The 15,892-nt window shown below is 63.7% G+C and carries 17 protein-coding genes; 12 read left to right on the top strand and 5 right to left on the bottom strand.

Annotation, left to right across the window (positions count from 1 at the left end):
- The first annotated feature begins 23 nt into the window (after positions 1-23).
- Complete coding sequence (locus ACFDTG_RS01585; protein WP_375289330.1) at positions 24-1,391, top strand: MFS transporter; 1,368 nt, start codon at positions 24-26, stop codon at positions 1,389-1,391.
- On the opposite strand, the gene ACFDTG_RS01580 is transcribed toward ACFDTG_RS01585, so the two are convergent.
- From ACFDTG_RS01580 to lepB, 4 genes are read right to left on the bottom strand one after another with little or no spacing between them, the layout of a single operon-like run.
- The gene (locus ACFDTG_RS01580) at positions 1,392-1,862 is read right to left on the bottom strand and encodes an ASCH domain-containing protein (protein ID WP_375289329.1); all 471 of its coding nucleotides are present in this window, start codon (positions 1,860-1,862) and stop codon (positions 1,392-1,394) included.
- Entirely contained in the window at positions 1,850-2,740 is an 891-nt protein-coding gene (gene era, locus ACFDTG_RS01575) for a GTPase Era (protein ID WP_375289328.1), read from the bottom strand. Before era ends, ACFDTG_RS01580 begins: the two co-directional genes overlap by 13 nt.
- Positions 2,737-3,408 carry a ribonuclease III gene (rnc, locus tag ACFDTG_RS01570; RefSeq protein ID WP_375289327.1) on the bottom strand — a complete coding sequence of 224 codons (672 nt, stop codon included), beginning with the start codon at positions 3,406-3,408 and terminating at the stop codon, positions 2,737-2,739. Before rnc ends, era begins: the two co-directional genes overlap by 4 nt.
- On the bottom strand, positions 3,405-4,238 hold the full coding sequence (gene lepB / locus ACFDTG_RS01565) for a signal peptidase I (protein ID WP_375289326.1): 834 nt from the start codon (positions 4,236-4,238) through the stop codon (positions 3,405-3,407). Before lepB ends, rnc begins: the two co-directional genes overlap by 4 nt.
- Before the next feature lie 48 nt (positions 4,239-4,286).
- Here lepB and pgi point away from each other — a divergent pair, with 48 nt between their 5' ends.
- Complete coding sequence (pgi, locus tag ACFDTG_RS01560) at positions 4,287-5,855, top strand: glucose-6-phosphate isomerase (RefSeq protein WP_375289325.1); 1,569 nt, start codon at positions 4,287-4,289, stop codon at positions 5,853-5,855.
- Between the two features lie 198 nt (positions 5,856-6,053).
- On the opposite strand, the gene ACFDTG_RS01555 is transcribed toward pgi, so the two are convergent.
- Positions 6,054-6,704, bottom strand: a complete 651-nt coding sequence (locus ACFDTG_RS01555; protein WP_375289324.1) for a PEPxxWA-CTERM sorting domain-containing protein — start codon at positions 6,702-6,704, stop codon at positions 6,054-6,056.
- Positions 6,705-6,966: 262 nt separating this feature from the next.
- Here ACFDTG_RS01555 and ACFDTG_RS01550 point away from each other — a divergent pair, with 262 nt between their 5' ends.
- The 10 genes from ACFDTG_RS01550 (at position 6,967) to leuB (ending at position 15,891) form a co-directional block, all read left to right on the top strand.
- A complete protein-coding gene (locus ACFDTG_RS01550) occupies positions 6,967-7,236 on the top strand; it encodes a hypothetical protein (RefSeq protein WP_375289323.1) in 270 nt (89 codons plus the stop codon).
- A 233-nt stretch (positions 7,237-7,469) separates the two neighbouring features.
- Positions 7,470-8,798, top strand: coding sequence for a PQQ-dependent sugar dehydrogenase (locus ACFDTG_RS01545; protein WP_375289322.1), 1,329 nt, complete (start codon positions 7,470-7,472; stop codon positions 8,796-8,798).
- A 431-nt stretch (positions 8,799-9,229) separates the two neighbouring features.
- Positions 9,230-10,681: a DEAD/DEAH box helicase gene (locus ACFDTG_RS01540; RefSeq protein ID WP_375289321.1), complete on the top strand. Its 1,452-nt coding sequence runs from the start codon at positions 9,230-9,232 to the stop codon at positions 10,679-10,681.
- Positions 10,682-10,859: 178 nt separating this feature from the next.
- On the top strand, positions 10,860-11,486 hold the full coding sequence (locus ACFDTG_RS01535) for a hypothetical protein (protein WP_375289320.1): 627 nt from the start codon (positions 10,860-10,862) through the stop codon (positions 11,484-11,486).
- 68 nt (positions 11,487-11,554) lie between these two features.
- Complete coding sequence (gene gorA / locus ACFDTG_RS01530) at positions 11,555-12,919, top strand: glutathione-disulfide reductase (protein ID WP_375289319.1); 1,365 nt, start codon at positions 11,555-11,557, stop codon at positions 12,917-12,919.
- A 125-nt stretch (positions 12,920-13,044) separates the two neighbouring features.
- A complete protein-coding gene (locus ACFDTG_RS01525; protein WP_375289318.1) occupies positions 13,045-13,608 on the top strand; it encodes a TspO/MBR family protein in 564 nt (187 codons plus the stop codon).
- Between the two features lie 31 nt (positions 13,609-13,639).
- Positions 13,640-13,885, top strand: a complete 246-nt coding sequence (locus ACFDTG_RS01520; RefSeq protein WP_375289317.1) for an accessory factor UbiK family protein — start codon at positions 13,640-13,642, stop codon at positions 13,883-13,885.
- A 68-nt stretch (positions 13,886-13,953) separates the two neighbouring features.
- Positions 13,954-14,193, top strand: coding sequence for a hypothetical protein (locus ACFDTG_RS01515; RefSeq protein WP_375289316.1), 240 nt, complete (start codon positions 13,954-13,956; stop codon positions 14,191-14,193).
- 22 nt (positions 14,194-14,215) lie between these two features.
- Positions 14,216-14,824 carry a recombination protein O N-terminal domain-containing protein gene (locus ACFDTG_RS01510; protein ID WP_375289315.1) on the top strand — a complete coding sequence of 203 codons (609 nt, stop codon included), beginning with the start codon at positions 14,216-14,218 and terminating at the stop codon, positions 14,822-14,824.
- Entirely contained in the window at positions 14,821-15,891 is a 1,071-nt protein-coding gene (leuB, locus tag ACFDTG_RS01505; protein WP_375289314.1) for a 3-isopropylmalate dehydrogenase, read from the top strand. The genes ACFDTG_RS01510 and leuB overlap by 4 nt, the downstream gene beginning before the upstream one ends.
- Position 15,892 lies beyond the last annotated feature (1 nt).

Raw genomic sequence — 15,892 nt, 5'->3', positions numbered from 1 at the left:
GCGAAACTCTGACACGTGGGCCAGTGACCGAGGAAAGCGACGGCCTTCCCATGCCGCGCCGTGTCTGGGCGATCGCCGCGATCAGCTTCGGCAGCGCGCTGTTCGTGCTGGATGGCGCCGTGGCCAATGTGGCGCTGCCGACGATCGCGCGCGAACTGGGCGTGGGGAACGGGGCCGTCACGAATGTCGTGACCGTCTATCAGCTGGTTCTGGTGATGGCGCTGCTGCCATTTTCCAGCATGGGCGATCGCATCGGCCATCGAAAGCTCTATCAGGCCGGGCAGATGATCTTCCTCGTCGCGTCGGCCCTGACCTTTCTGGTGCCCGATTTCGCCTGGCTGCTGGTTGCGCGTGTCGGACAGGCGCTGGGGGCAGGCATGGCGCTCAGCGTATCGGCGGGCATGCTGAGGAATATCTATCCTTCGGCAAAGCTCGGTAGCGGGCTGGGCATCAACAGCGTGATCGTGGCGAGTTCCGCGGCGCTGGCCCCCACCTTGGGGGGTTTTATCGTCCAGCATCTCGATTGGCGCTGGGTGTTCGTATCGGCGGCGCCCATGGCGATCGTTTCCCTGCTGCTGGGCCGCAGCCTGCCCGATCCAGTCGCACATCCAGACCGCAAGCGAGAGATCGTGAGCGGCTTGTGGAGCGCGATCACGGTGCTTCTTCTGATCGGGGGATTGCAATGGGCCACCCACGGCGCAACGCAGTGGCCGGGTATCGGAGCGGTGATCGCCGGCGCGCTATCGGCTATCTGGCTCGTCCGCCGGGAGAAGGCGCGCGCAAACCCGGTGGTGCCCGTCGATCTGCTGGCGCGCCCGGTGCTGGGGTTTTCGTCCCTCGCCGCGATCGCGGCCTTCATGGCCAGCGCGGCGCTGATGGTGGCCCTGCCGTTCCGTTTCCAGCAGGGCTTCGGATATTCGCCGTCCGAGGTCGGGCTGCTGCTGCTGCCCTATCCGCTCACGATGCTCGTGATCTCTCCCACGGCCGGCTGGCTGTCGGACCGGATCGATGCGACCAAGCTGGGGGTGACGGGAATGTCCATCGCGATCGTTGGCCTAGGCCTGCTGGCACTGATGAATGGCGATCCGGGTCCCTTCGGCATCGCATGGCGTCTTGGCGTCGCCGCGTTCGGCTTCGCCCTGTTCTTTTCGCCCAATTCGCGCCTTATCATCGGTCGCGCGCCCAAGAGCCGCGCGGCCGCGGCGGGCGGACTGCTGTCCACATCACGCCTACTTGGTCAGACGCTGGGCGCGGTGATGATCGGAATTCTGCTGGCGGGCGGTCTTGGCACGGGGCCGCTTCCCATGACATTTGCCGCCGTCCTGGCGGCCGTCGCCGCAGTGTGCAGCATGGTCCGTTTTCGCGCGCTGCAGCGAGCGCCTGCGCCATGATCAGCCGGTAAAAACGGTCTCAAACCTTTCGCAGGCGATCAGCAGATCGTCGTCCACCGCAACCCCGGTCCCGGCCAGCACGCGGCTGTAATAGGCCCGATGCACTGATTGCCACCATTCGAGCGTGCGATCCCCTTCGCCTTCGTCCCAGGCGAACGCTGCGTCGATATCGCCAAGGCGGGTAATCTCGACCGATGTCGTCCTGATGACCGCGCGTGCGGTCCCATCGTAATCGGTGATGACGAAATAGTCGCCCGGGCGCGCCACTTCCTGACCGGCTATCTCCAATTCCTTGAGCGATGCCGCGGTGGCCTGCTTCTGACCGATCACAACCAGATTGGCGCATTCGTCGGCATCGTCGCGATTGTCGCAAAAATGGAATGCGAGGGGAGGGGTTTCGGGCAGGTCCGGACAGCTTTCGCGGAAGCGAGCCCACATGGCGGCAACGCTTTGTCGCGCTACTTCGTCCATTCCAGACCTATTTCCTCGAAGATTTCGCGGTCCTCGCTCCAGTTCTCTTCCACTTTCACATGCAGGAACAGGTGAACCTTCACGCCAAGCAGTTCGGTCAGCTCCTTGCGCGCAGCCTCGCCGATTGCCTTGATCCTGCTACCACCCTTGCCGAGAACGATGGCGCGCTGATTGTCGCGCACGACCACGATCTGCTGGTGGATTTCCAGGCTTCCATCGGGGCGGTGCTGGTACAGTTCGGGCCGGACGGCGCTGTCGTAAGGCAGTTCTTCGTGAAGTTGGCGGTAAAGCTGTTCGCGGGTGATTTCCGTGGCGAGCAGGCGTTCGCTCGCGTCGGAGACCTGATCTTCCGGGTACATCCATTCCGCCTCGGGCATCATGCTCGCGAGCGCAGTCTTCATTTCGGGCACGCCGTCACCTGTCAGCGCGGAGATGAAGAAAACTTCGGCGAACTCCACTTTACCGGTCAGATCCTGTGCCAGCGCGAGCAAAGGTTCCTTCTTGGCGACATCGACCTTGTTGAGGACCAGGATCTTCTTCTCGGGCCGGTTGGCCAGCGCCTCCAGCAGGGGTTCCAGTTCGTGTCGCCGCTGCTTCACGGGATCTACCATCAGCAGAACCGCATCGGCACTCTCGGCGCCTTCCCAGGCGGCACTTACCATGGCGCGATCCAGCCGCCTTTTCGGAGCGAAGATGCCGGGTGTGTCCACCAGGATCATCTGCGTATCGTCCTCGATCGCGATGCCCAGCATCCGCGCACGCGTCGTTTGTGCCTTGGCGCTGGTAATCGCGACCTTCTGGCCGACCAGCGCGTTGACGAGCGTCGACTTGCCCGCGTTGGGCGCGCCGATAACGGCAATGAGACCGCAGCGAGTCATCCGTAACGCTCCATGAAGGCCCTGGCCGCCTCCCGTTCCGCCGCGCCCTTGCTGGAAGCGGTGCCCTCCGCTTCGCCGACCTTGTGAACGCGCACGCGCACGGTGAAAGACTTCTTGTGGTCAGGGCCGGACTTGCCGATCACCTCATATTCGGGCGGCTTGCGCTGGTTGCCCGCGGCCCATTCCTGCAGCGCGCTCTTGGGATGCTTGCGGCTGCCGTCCCCGCTTTCGAGCGCCGGACGCCAAAGGTGATGGACCAGATCGAACGCGGCCTGGAACCCATTGTCGAGATATTGTGCGCTCAGCAGAGCCTCCATCACATCGCCAAGGATATTGTCGCTGTCCCGCCCGCCGTCGCTGTCGGCCTGTTTGGAAACGCGCACATGCTCGGGGACGCCGATTCCGCGCGCGACCTCCGCGCACATCTGGCGGCTGACCATGGCGTTCAGCCGCGTCGCCAACGTGCCTTCCGGTTCGGCCATCGCATCGTACAGCCAATGTGCGACGGACAGGCCCAGGACCCGGTCGCCGAGGAATTCCAGCCGTTCGTAATTGTCATGTTCGCCGGTGCTGCCGTGCGTCAGCGCGGCGGTCCACATGGCGGGCGTGCGAACGGTGAAACCTGTATCGGCCAGCCATTTGAGGGTTCGTGATTCGAGCTTGCTCATAATTTCTCGCCCATATGGCCCCAGCGCGCCGCCGTGAACCATGTCCATGGCTTATACCACAGGGCCGAACCGTCGGTGGAAAACAGCACCATCTCGGCGCGCGCCACCAGCAGGTTTTCCGGGACCATGCCGACGCCGCCGCCCGCCCGCGCGGGGAAGCGGCTGTCCTGCGAGTTGTCGCGATTGTCGCCCAGCATGAAGACGTGCCCCGGCGGCACCGTGACGGGGCCATAATCGTCCTGCGGCGTGGCTCCGAAATCCAGCACGGTGTAGCTGCTGCCGAAAGGTAGCGTCTCGCTGAAGCGGGCATAGCGGCAAAGATCGCGGCCATCGCCATCGGTCTGCTGCGACGCGCCCCATGCACAGCGCGTATTGGGGCTTACCGCCAGGAGAAAGTCGTCGATGCGGCGCCTCTTAACCGCTTCGCCGTTGAGGATAAGCCTGCCCGCGCGCATCTCCACCGTGTCGCCGGGAAGGCCGATGGCGCGCTTGATATATTCGCTGTGGTCGACGGGGTGACGGAAAATCACCACGTCCCCGCGTCTAGGCATGGCGGCACCGATCTTCTCCTCGATCAGCGGAGCGTCGAAGGGAAGCGACCAGCGCGAGACGCCATACGGCCATTTCGCCGCGACCAGGTAATCCCCGTTGACCAGACTTGGCAGCATGCTCTCGCTGGGAATGGTGAAAGGCGTGAACACGAAGCTGCGGAAGGCGACCACCCCTGCCAGCACACCCAGAAAAACGGGCCAGAAACTGCGCCGGCGGCTCCCCGCGGCGCGGGGCCGTGTCGAGGAAGCCGCGGAGGCGATCTCGGGGTTTGCATTCATCGCGGCAGTCCCTAGTCGCGTTTGGGAGCAACCCGAAAGGAATTTCGCGTGTCCGACGCCATCTCGACCGCCTGGAAGCATCTCGAAAACCTGCCGCGCCCCACGCTGGGCGAACTGTTCAGCGCCGCCCGCGACGGGGGCGAGGGCGGTGATGAACCGGCCGGTGCGGATCGCGTCTCCATGTTGAGCGATCGTATCGAATGGGGCGAAGGCGCCACGGCGGCGGGAATCCTGTTCGACTGGTCCAAAACCCACCTCGACAACGCCTATCTGGCCGGTTTCGAGACACTTGCCGAGGCATGCGGCTTCGCGAACAAGCGAGAAGCGCTGCTAGGCGGCGAGACAGTGAACGTGACCGAGGGCCGGGCCGCCACCCATACGGCGCAGCGAGGGGTTGGTTCGGAAAGCGACGTGGAGGAGGCCGCCGCGCTTCATCAGCGGATGCGCATGCTGGTCGAGGCGATCCACAGCGGGACCTTTGGCGAGATCAATCACCTCATCCATATCGGCATCGGCGGCAGCGCGCTCGGGCCAGCTCTGGCGGTACGCGCGCTGGCCTATGATTTCGCCGAGACGGACGTGCATGTGGTCTCCAACATCGATGGCGTGGCGCTCGAAACGGCGTGTGCGGCCTGCGATCCGGCGACCACCATGATCGCGGTCGCCAGCAAGACATTCACCACCATCGAAACGATGACAAACGCGCAGAGTGCGTTGGCCTGGCTGAGGGACAACGGCGTCTCCGATCCGCATGGGCGCGTCGTCGCTCTGACCGCCAGCCCGGAAAAGGCGGTCGAATGGGGGGTGGACGAAACCCGCATTCTGCCTTTCCCCGAAAGCGTGGGCGGGCGCTATTCGCTGTGGTCCTCCATCGGCTTTCCCGTGGCGATGGCCACAGGGTGGCAGGATTTCGAAGCCATGCTCGCCGGCGCGCAGGCGGTGGACATGCATTTCGCGGAGACCGAGGGGCGCGACAACCTGCCGCTGCGGGCCGCCTTCGCGGATCAGCTCTACACGCGCCTGCGCGGATGCCAGACGCGCGGCGTCTTCGCCTACGACGAGCGGCTGGCGCTGTTTCCCAGCTATCTCCAGCAGCTGGAGATGGAATCGAATGGCAAGCGGGTCACGGCGGATATGAAGCCCGCGGATGGTCCTACCGCCCCGATCACCTGGGGCGGGGTGGGGACGGATGCCCAGCACGCCGTATTTCAGCTCCTGCACCAGGGCACCGTGGAGGTGCCGGTGGATTTCATCGCCAGCGTGGCGCCGGGCGACATGCTCGATCCGGCGCATCACCGCATCCTGCTGATGAACTGCTTTGCGCAAGGCGCGGCGCTGATGGCGGGCAAGGAGGGGGAAGACCCGGCGCGAAACTATCCCGGAGACCGGCCAAGCGCCACGATCCTGTGCGACGATATCGATCCGGCGACGCTGGGCGCGCTCATCGCCTTCCACGAACATCGCACCTTCGCCAACGCCGTGCTGATGGGAATCAATCCCTTCGATCAGTTCGGCGTGGAATTGGGCAAGCAGATCGCGAACAAGATCGAAAAAGGCGGCGAAAGCTTCGATGCCAGTACCGAGGCCTTGCTGTCAGCGGCGGGCATCAACGCATGACCGCGGGCGCGGGGAAAACCGTCCGCGTGAAATGGGAAGTCCGACGACCCGAACCGGCGGCGGCAAGGATGACAATCTAGAGGATCGCACCCGAACGAAACGAATTCGCACCGCCCGAGCGTGGCCTGACAACTGCACGCTCGAACGATGCGAAGATTTCAGTGGGGTTCGGCAATTCCGCCAGTGGCGGCGCCTTGTTCAGGCCAGCGAGAGGCCCGACACGCGCTTCGCGGCGCGGCGCATCACGCCACCGACTACGCCGAAGCCGAGGATGAGCATCGCCCAGGTAGCAGGTTCGGGAACCGCGCCCGCATTGCCGCCAGGGAATGCCCCGTTGTAAACCTGGGCGTTGGAGAAGCCCTGGGTGTTCTTGAGTGTCACGCCGCTCGCACCGGTCTTGCCGAAATCGAACAGCCAGAACACGCTGACATTCTTCGCCGGACCGGCCATGTTACCGAAGTGCGCACCGACGATCTGCTTGCCGTAGAGAGTCTGGCCGAACTGGATGGTGTCGCTACCTGCGCCGCCCAGCGACGTGGTTTTGAAAACATCGTTCCAGCCCAGCGATCCCGCCGAATTGCTGCCGCCGGTCAAGGTGACCGTGCTGCCCAGGCCGCCGAGGCCCAGGTTCTGAAGGTTGATCTTGTCGCTGCTGCCACCGAAGGCATTGCCCGTCACGAAGCCGAAGCACGCCACCGCACCGCTGATCACGCTGCCATAAGTGGTATCGCAAGACAGATTGACCGGCGCGGGGTTTGGTTTGCCGCCACCGTTCTTGGCGAGCGCGGGCGCGCCGCTGATCGCAAGTGCGGCTAAAACGGCGGGATAAAGTGCATTTCTAACGCGCATAGTCGGATCGTCTCTTCTTGTGCGGAGCCGCACAATCGGCACCGTCTTCCAAGTGCGTGTATACACGTCGTCGAGGCGTCAGGCGATTGACGATGCATCATATGATGTAGGAATCTCCGCCCCTGTCCCGCCGCGATACAGTTTTATGAAGGGGGTCACCGGCCGAAGGTGCGGTTGAACCGGATTAGGCAATGGGATATGTCGAAGGCATAAACAGAACAAGGAAGGTCGCAGCCACCAGCAAGATTGGAAGGCATGCTCTATGACCGTAAAAACTGCAAAAGTGATGGCGGCGGACCTCGGCGAGTTCCGTAAAAAGGCCGAAGCTGCTCTGGAAAAGATCGAAGCATTTCAAAAACGGCTTGAAACCGAACCCGAATTCCAGGCGCTCTGGGAGTCTGACTCCGCGCAAGCTCTTAAAGTTATGGGGATCGATCCCGAGGCCCGGCAAGAAGTGGGTCGCGAGGCTTATGTACTGGGGCCGGAATGCGATTGGTGCATCACACCCAAGGGTAATGCTTGCCACTGCTGACCGGCATGGGGCCTTTGGCTTGGTCATCGGTGAGAAGTCAGCATAGCGCGCTGATGGTGGCCTTCGGCTGTGCGGACGTGGCGCTGCACCCGTCCGTTTGCGCGAACCGGCCCCGCCGTCCCAGGAGCTATAGCCCTTTCAGCGCCAAGGGCTGACAAAGGCCGATTTCCGCGGGGGAACCGGTTTGCCGGCGGAACGCTGGGTTAGGGTTACCTAGCCACAGGATTACGCCCATGCGCTTCGCCACCCGCAGTCTCGCTACGTTCGCAACGCTTGGCGCGCTCGCCTCCGCCGCGCCCGCCGTCGCACAGGCCGGAGCCGGCAGCAGCGATCCTTCCGCCGACGAGGATCGCGGTCGCAAGGGTGTGGAGATCACCGGCCATGTGCTGAAGCCGGTTCCGCTGGAATGGAGCCAGGACCGGATGGACCGGTTGGCGCTGCCGCCCGGTTTTGCGATTAATGTTTTCGCCCGCGATCTGAAGAATGCGCGGATGATGCGGATCGCGGACGATGGTACGCTCTACCTCACCCGCCGCAAGCAGGGCGATGTTCTGATGCTGCGCGATACGAACGGCGATGGTGTGGCCGACGTCAACCGCGTGGCGGCGAGCAAGGAGCAGATGCACGGTATCGAGGTAGCCGGAAACACGGTCTATCTCATGACCGTCAACGATCTCTACCGTGCCCCCCGGAATGCCGACGGCACGCTAGGGGAACTGGAAAAGATCGCGGGCGATTTCCCGGAAGGCGGGCAACATCCCAATCGCATGGTGGTCATGGGCCCGGACAATCGGCTCTATGTCTCGGTGGGATCGACCTGCAACGCGTGCGGCGAAACCAATGATGAGAACGCGACAATCGTCTCGCTCAACCCCGACGGGTCCGATCGGCGCATTTTTGCGTCCGGGCTTCGCAACACCATCGGATATGGCTTCGAACCCGCGACCGGCACCGCCTATGGCTTCGACCACGGGATAGATTGGTTAGGCGACAACGAGCAGCACGAGGAGTTCAATCGCCTCGAAGACGGCAAGCGTTATGGCTGGCCTTATGTCTACGCGATGTCGCGGTTCAATCCGCAGGATACGCCGCCCGACCAGAGCTTTTCCGACTATGCGGCCGGTAGTCAGGAGCCGATCGGTCTCCACACGCCGCATTCCGCGCCCATGCAGCTTGCTTTCGCCACGCGGGGCCGCCTGCCTGCGGAATACAGCGGCGATGCTTTCGTCGCGATGCGCGGATCGTGGAACCGCCAGCCACCTTCGGGTTACGAGGTCCTGCGCGTCGATTTCGAGAATGGACGGCCAGTAGCCATGAAGCCCTTCCTTACCGGATTTCTGATGAAGGACGAGGAAAGCCCAACCGGCTGGGGCCAGATGGGCCGCCTGGCCGGGATGGCGCAGGGTCCGGACGGCGCTCTCTATCTGTCCGATGACGAAAACGGCGTGATCTATCGGATTACCTACGAGGGCGAGCGCGCGCCCGAGCGCGCAGAGCCGGAATTTACCAATGCGGATAGCGGAAACCTGGCTCTGGGACTGGTCGCCGACGGCGCACGGTAAGACTGAAAAACCTGTGGCGGCAGTAGGCAACACAGCCTTCACAAATAGGATTTTCCTACACCGCCGCGGCTTTCTATTGAGTGGTCCGGACACTGTTACGCCGCTGATTCGAAACCGGGAAACGGGTGGACTTGGCAGACATATGGGCAAGCGTTTTGGCCTGACCTTACCGTGAACTTCCGCGCCCGCGACACTCGTGGTGCGTAATTGAGCGTCCTGTCCGCGCCCGTCCGATCTTGACTTTGTGCGGTGCAGCGGCCACATGCCGCTCCGTCGAAGCGCGCCAGCCAGCGTGAAGCGGCGGAAGGGTTAAATCCTCCGCCCCGGCCGTGCCTCGGTTTCTTTTTCCAGACTTCCCTTTTCACGCGGGTGGTTATCTCCCCCGCGCCGCGCGCCATTTCGGCTGCGCGCCGCATATATTGCGAGTTTTCATGACACAGACTTCAGACAATCTTCGCTTCGAAGATCTCGGGCTTTCGCAGCCCGTCCTCCAGGCGCTAGACCTCAAGGGGTATTCGACGCCGACGCCTATCCAGGCGCAAGCAATCCCCCCGGTCCTCAAGGGCCGCGACCTGCTCGGCATAGCGCAGACGGGCACCGGCAAGACCGCCGCCTTCATGCTGCCCAGCATCGATCGGCTGCGTGATGCCGAAAACCAGACGCCGTTCAAGTCCTGCCGCATGCTGGTTCTGGCTCCGACGCGAGAGCTTGCGGGCCAGATCGCGCAGAGCGCCAAGGATTACGGCGCCATGGCGGGCCTCAAGGTGCAGTCGATCGTCGGCGGCACCTCGGTCAACAAAGATCGCAACAAGCTGCATCGCGGCACCGACATTCTCGTCGCCACGCCAGGCCGTTTGCTCGACCTCATCGACCAGAAGGCGTTCGGACTTTCCGGCGTCGAGATCCTGGTCCTCGACGAGGCGGACCAGATGCTCGACCTCGGCTTCATCCACGCGCTGCGCAAGATCAGCCAGCTGGTGCCAAAGGAGCGCCAGACCCTGTTCTTCAGCGCCACCATGCCCAAGGCGATCAAGGATCTCGTGGGGCAATATTGCCGCGAGCCCGTGCAGGTGTCGGTAACGCCGGAAAGCACCACCGCCGAGCGGATCGAGCAGTATCTTTTCATGGTCCAGCAGGACGAAAAGCAGACCCTGATCGAAATGATCCTCAAGGGGCGCCATCCGATCCCGGGCAAGCTGGAACGCGTGCTTGTCTTCACCCGCACCAAACATGGCGCAGACCGTGTGGTGAAGAAGCTGGCTCAGATCGGCGTGCCGGCCAACGCCATTCATGGCAACAAGAGCCAGCCCCAGCGCGAACGCGCGCTGTCCGAGTTCAAGTCGGCCAAGACCCCGGTACTCGTGGCGACCGACGTCGCGGCGCGCGGGATCGACATTCCGGGCGTCAGCCATGTGATCAATTTCGAACTGCCCAACGTTCCCGAGCAATACGTCCACCGCATCGGGCGGACCGCTCGCGCCGGAGCCGACGGCATCGCCATTGCCTTCTGCGCCGAGGACGAGCGCGCCTATCTCAAGGATATCCGCAAGACGACGGATGCCGAGTTCGAGCGGCTCGACCTGCCCGAGAACTTCCGGGCTGTGGTGGAAGGCGTCGGCCCGACCAAGCGCGAACAGAAGCCCCGTCTCGCCAGGCCGAAGATTACGCCCCGTGGTGGGCAGGCGCAGCGCGGGGACGAAAGCGACCGGACCGATCCGCGCCCCAAGAAGAAGCACCCCAGCCGCGCGGGCAAGCCGCGTCGTGATGGGCAGGGCGGCGGCCAGTCCGCCGGTCAGGGCGGCCAGCCGGCACAGCGCTCCGGTGGGGGCGGCGGCGGTCGCAATCGTCGCCGCAGGTCTGGCGGCGGCGCCGGTCGCAGCTGACAGGCGAGCGGGATACAGTGATCCGGTAAGCTGCAGTTCATCCCGAAAGTCGCCATTGTCCTTTGGATCAGGTACACGGCGTCCTACGGGAATGGCGTCGCGCGAAGGGGGGCTTCGGATGAAACCTTTAGCTACCGCGGCATTGAGTTTGTTCGTTGCGTCATGCGCGCCCGCGCAAATGCGGCTTCCTGCCGGGCTCGCCGATGGTGGAACACGAATAGTCATCGAAGGGGTCAACGGCCCGACGAAAGGCGCATTTGTCGCGGGGCCGTACAGCGGAAGCTTCGACAACTCTATGTCCCGGTCGCCGCTTCTTCTGGGGGACAGGAAGCGCCAGGCCTGGACCAGCTTCACAATTCGCGGTGGCGCGCTGACGGAACCTGTTACCGCCAATTGCGAGGTTACCAGTCGTTCGATTGACCTCGGCAGTACAGAAATTACCACCGCTCCGGTAACCTACGGCTGCCTTTTCGAGCGTGGCGGGCAAAGATTGAATGCGCGGTTTGAACTACGTGAGGTAATGGGCCGCGAAGCTTCCGCGTTCCGTGAGGAGCGGGCAGGCGAGATCGGGTTCGATGGCCGGGAGGTGCGCTTCCACTCCATCCATTCGATCGAAGGCACGGGCATGACAACGATCACGCCGGCGGGCTATGTGTTCGAGATCGGAGAACGCGCGGTGGGGGCTTTGGACCTTTCCGGCGAACCCACGCTGACGATGCGAGCGGATCTAGATCCCGCAAGTCTCCGCTCTATCGCAGTCGCCGCGCTCGCGCTCGCAATTCTTCGTGAGCCTCCGGCGGACTGACTTCACTGGGTCTGCATGGTTGGCAATCCCGCCCGCCCTCGTCATAGCGCGCGCAAAGGAGTGCATTCATGGCGCAAACCCAGACGGGCGATTACGATTACGACCTTTTCACCATCGGCGCGGGATCGGGCGGCGTGCGGGCTTCGCGGGTCGCGGCGGCTCATGGGGCCAAGGTCGCGATCGCGGAGGAGCATCGCGTCGGAGGGACCTGCGTCATCCGCGGCTGCGTGCCCAAGAAGATGCTCGTCTATGGCGCGCACTTCGCCGAGGATCTCGAAGATTGCCAGAAGTTCGGCTGGGAAATCGAAGGCAAGAGCTTCGACTGGAAGAAGCTGCGCGACAATGTGCTTGCCGACGTGGACCGACTGGAAGGCGCCTATACGGACACGCTCGAAAATCACGACGTCGAGATTTTCAAGCAGCGCGCCACGATCACGGGGCCGCATGAAATCACTCTGGCGGATGGCTCCAAATTTTCCGCGCGCTATATCCTGATCGCTACCGGCGCCCATCCGCGCATGCCCGAATGCCAGGGCGCGGAACACGCGATCAGTTCGAACGACGCCTTCCATCTCGATGAATTACCCCGGAAGATCATCATCGCCGGGGGCGGGTACATCGCCAATGAATTCGCCGGCATCTTCAATGAATTTGGCTGCGACGTCCACATCGTGAACCGGGGCGACCGGCTGCTGCGATCCTACGATGAAGGCGTGCGCGACCGGCTCTTGCAGATTTCCACGATGAAGGGGATCAAGTTCCGCTTCAACACCACCTTCGAATACATCAAGCCCTGCGACGAGGGCGGCTATTTCGTGAAGCTTTCCGACTGCGACGAGGAGAAAGCCGATCTGGTGCTGTTCGCAGTCGGCCGCGTCCCCAATACCAAGGATCTGGGTCTGGAAGCGGCCGGGGTCGAGCTGGGCGAGCAGGGAGAGGTGAAGGTCGACCGCTTCAGCAAGACCAATGTGGATCACATCTATGCAGTCGGCGACGTGACCGACCGCGTACAGCTGACGCCGGTTGCCATCCGCGAAGGACAGGCTTTCGCGGATACCGTATTCGGCGGCGGCGATCCGGTGGCGGTGGACCATGGCTGCATTCCCAGCGCCGTGTTCAGCCATCCCCCCATCGCTGCGGTGGGAATGACCGAGGGGGAAGCCAAGAGCAAGCTGGGCAGCGTGAAGGTCTACCTCAGCGATTTTCGCCCGATGAAGAACGTGCTGGCGGGCCGCAACGAGCGCAGCCTGATCAAGATGATCTGCGATGGCGAGAACGGCAAGATCGTGGGCATTCACATGATCGCGCCCGATGCGCCCGAAATGATGCAGGCAGCCGCGATCGCGGTGAAGGCCGGGCTCACCAAGGCGGATTTCGATGCGACGACAGCCATACATCCGACGATGGCGGAAGAACTTGTCCTGATGCGCTGACGGTCGTCGGCGCAACGCGCAGGACGGTGGATTGCGCACGTCGGGAACGCGCGCCGCATTGCCATGCGGCGTCGCGCCCGCCAGAAACATGGCCGCACGATTCGCGAACCAAGGGGTCGATCGAGATGAATTTCCTCGCTTCGCGGGAGCAGTTGCGCGGCAGCCTTTTGCGATGGGCGCTGATTTGCATCCCTGCCTGCCTGTTGCTGGGCTTCCTGTCCGGGCAACTGGCACAGAGCGGGCCGGACAATGTCTGGTTCGACAATCTGGCGAAGCCTGCCATCTTTCCCCCTCCCGCCACATTCGGGATTGTGTGGTCGATCCTTTATGCGCTGATGGGCCTGGCTCTGGCTCTGGTGGGCAGTGCATGGGGCGCACGCGGCCGGGGGTTGGCCATTGCGGTGTTCGCTCTGCAGTTCGTGGTCAATCTGGCGTGGAGCCCGGTGTTTTTCGGCGCCCATCAGATTACCGGCGGGCTGATCGTGATCGCGGTGCTCGATCTTCTGGTGATCGTGACAACCGTGCTGTTCTGGCGCATCAGGCCCGTGGCGGGCCTGCTGATGATCCCCTATCTGGCCTGGGCGCTGTTCGCAACGGTGCTGAACTGGCAGTTTCTCGAACTCAATCCAAGTGCCGACGGCGCGCCGGCCACCGGTGAGGCCGCGGCGCGCGTGCGGATCGGCGATTGATCGCGGGCGCCCGCCACCCTAGATAGCGGACATGCAATCCCAGAATCCCCTTGTCGCCGATTTCGTCAAGCTCGCCAACGCCGCGGCGGGCACCTTCGCAGGAATGACCCGCGAGGCACGCGATGGCGCGCGCGAACGGATGAAGGAAGCGCTGGGCGGGATGGATTTTGTCAGCCGCGAGGAATTCGAAGCGGTCAAGGCGATGGCGGCAAAGGCGCGCGAGGAGGCCGAGGATCTCAAGTCCCGCGTGGCGGCGCTGGAAGCGTCCAGCCGATAAAGGTTTATCGCGGGAACACCGTGCCCACGGCGGCGATTGCTCTTGCATTGGAAAAGGGCACCCGCATCATGCTCACTCAACTCGATCCACCCATTCCGCTTCATGTGCTGGGAAGGGGGGATGGCTACGCGCTGGCCGTGATCGACTACGGCCCCGAACACAATCTGCTATGGGTGACGGCGATCGATGCCACAGGCGAGATCTGGTGCGCGCCCAACCCCGAAGTGAGGATGCAGGCGAACTGGTCGCTGGGACGCAAGAAATCGCTGGCGGTCAAGGCTTCTAAGGAGAGCTTGGCCACCGGCTGACCAGCGCCTAACCAGGCGCATAATGCAACTTGCCGCCCATGCCATTTTGATCGCCGCACGAGCCCACGGTGAAACTGCGGTTATCGCTCGTCTGCTTACCGAAGAAGCGGGCGTGGTCGCAGCCTATGTGGCGGGGGGACGCGGACGCACGCTCCGTCCCGTCGTCATTCCCGGCAACACCGTGGCCGCGGACATCCGTGCCCGATCGGACAGCCAGCTGCCCTATGCGCGGCTCGAACTTGTGACCAGTCGCGGCCCCTGGCTGGGCGAACCGCTGGCCGCCGCCGCCATTGCCTGGGCCACCGCCGTGACGGCGGCGACTCTGCCAGAACGCCATCCATACCCGGCCCTGCTGGCGGGACTGTCCGCGCTGCTCGATGCGATTTGCTCGGCGCCGTCCGCAAGGGGATGGCTGGAAGCGCTGGTCGCGTATGAGGTGCTTCTTCTGCGCGAGCTCGGGTATGGCGGGAGCGATGTGGGCCGACCCGACATATCGGGAGTGGAAGAGGGCCTGGACTGGCTGGCGCGCCTCGAATCGCCGATTGCCCACCGCTTGCTTGCTCACAGCCGCACCGATGTTATGGCCGCCCGTACATTGCTGACCGAGCGGTTGGGGCGGATGATTCTATGAAGATTGCAGTTTTTCCCGGTGACGGGATCGGGCCAGAGGTAACCCAGGCCGCGCTGAAGGTCCTGGACGCACTGGACCTTCCCGATCTCACCCTCTTCGAAGGGGATGTGGGTGCTGCGGCCTATCGCCGCCATGGCCTGCCGCTTCCCTCCGAGACGCTCGAGATCGCGAAGTCCGCCGACGCGGTCCTGTTCGGTGCCGTGGGGGACCCCGAATGTGATACGCTGACGCGGGACCTGCGTCCCGAACAGGCGATCCTGGGTTTGCGCCGGGAGCTGGGCCTCTTCGCCAATCTTCGCCCCGCCGCCGGATGGCCGGGCCTCGAGGATCTATCACCGCTCAAGCCCCAACTTGCCCGGGGCATCGACTTGCTCGTGGTCCGCGAATTGACCGGTGACGTGTATTTCGGCGCCAAGGGAGAGCGCACGACCAAGGGTGGCGAGCGCGAGGGCTGGGATTCCATGGCCTATCGCGAAAGCGAGGTCCGCCGCATTGCTCACACCGCCTTCCGCGCCGCCGAGCGCCGGCGCGGCAAGGTGACCAGCGTCGACAAGGCCAATGTTCTCGAGACCAGCCGTGTCTGGCGCGAAATCGTAAGCGAGGTGGCGGCCGAATATCGCGGCATCGCGCTGGAGCACATGTATGTCGACAACGCGGCGATGCAGATGGTGCGCAGCCCCGGCCAGTTCGACGTGGTTCTGACGGGCAATCTGTTCGGCGACATCCTGTCCGATCAGGCCAGCGCCTGCGTCGGTTCGATCGGATTGCTTCCCAGCGCCTCGCTGGGCGAGCGCTCGACGCAATACGGCACCTTCGGGATGTTCGAACCGATCCACGGCAGCGCGCCCGACATCGTGGGCCAGAACAGGGCCAACCCCATGGCCGCCATCCTGAGCCTGGCCATGCTGTTGAGGCATTCGCTCGGCCGTGCCGCGGAAGCCGCGCGGATCGAACGGGCGGTGGGGGCCGTGCTGGGGAATGGCATACGCGGCGCCGACCTGGGCGGCGACGCGGGCACCGACCAAATCACCGATGCGGTTCTGCAGGAAATGCGGCAGATAGCCTAGC

The organism is Qipengyuania sp., from assembly GCF_042095715.1.
Taxonomy (GTDB): Bacteria; Pseudomonadota; Alphaproteobacteria; order Sphingomonadales; family Sphingomonadaceae; genus Qipengyuania.
Note: the sequence above shows the minus strand (reverse complement) of the source record. Positions and strands in the feature narration are given on the sequence as shown.

Bases quoted from the DNA above. Each gene is read 5' to 3' on its own strand.
- ACFDTG_RS01580 (WP_375289329.1), bottom strand. From the start codon at position 1,862: ATGGACGAAGTAGCGCGACAAAGCGTTGCCGCCATGTGGGCTCGCTTC.
- era (WP_375289328.1), bottom strand. From the start codon at position 2,740: ATGACTCGCTGCGGTCTCATTGCCGTTATCGGCGCGCCCAACGCGGGC.
- rnc (WP_375289327.1), bottom strand. From the start codon at position 3,408: ATGAGCAAGCTCGAATCACGAACCCTCAAATGGCTGGCCGATACAGGT.
- lepB (WP_375289326.1), bottom strand. From the start codon at position 4,238: ATGAATGCAAACCCCGAGATCGCCTCCGCGGCTTCCTCGACACGGCCC.
- ACFDTG_RS01555 (WP_375289324.1), bottom strand. From the start codon at position 6,704: ATGCGCGTTAGAAATGCACTTTATCCCGCCGTTTTAGCCGCACTTGCG.
- ACFDTG_RS01550 (WP_375289323.1), top strand. From the start codon at position 6,967: ATGACCGTAAAAACTGCAAAAGTGATGGCGGCGGACCTCGGCGAGTTC.
- ACFDTG_RS01545 (WP_375289322.1), top strand. From the start codon at position 7,470: ATGCGCTTCGCCACCCGCAGTCTCGCTACGTTCGCAACGCTTGGCGCG.
- ACFDTG_RS01540 (WP_375289321.1), top strand. From the start codon at position 9,230: ATGACACAGACTTCAGACAATCTTCGCTTCGAAGATCTCGGGCTTTCG.
- ACFDTG_RS01535 (WP_375289320.1), top strand. From the start codon at position 10,860: ATGCGGCTTCCTGCCGGGCTCGCCGATGGTGGAACACGAATAGTCATC.
- gorA (WP_375289319.1), top strand. From the start codon at position 11,555: ATGGCGCAAACCCAGACGGGCGATTACGATTACGACCTTTTCACCATC.
- ACFDTG_RS01525 (WP_375289318.1), top strand. From the start codon at position 13,045: ATGAATTTCCTCGCTTCGCGGGAGCAGTTGCGCGGCAGCCTTTTGCGA.
- ACFDTG_RS01520 (WP_375289317.1), top strand. From the start codon at position 13,640: ATGCAATCCCAGAATCCCCTTGTCGCCGATTTCGTCAAGCTCGCCAAC.
- ACFDTG_RS01515 (WP_375289316.1), top strand. From the start codon at position 13,954: ATGCTCACTCAACTCGATCCACCCATTCCGCTTCATGTGCTGGGAAGG.
- ACFDTG_RS01510 (WP_375289315.1), top strand. From the start codon at position 14,216: ATGCAACTTGCCGCCCATGCCATTTTGATCGCCGCACGAGCCCACGGT.
- leuB (WP_375289314.1), top strand. From the start codon at position 14,821: ATGAAGATTGCAGTTTTTCCCGGTGACGGGATCGGGCCAGAGGTAACC.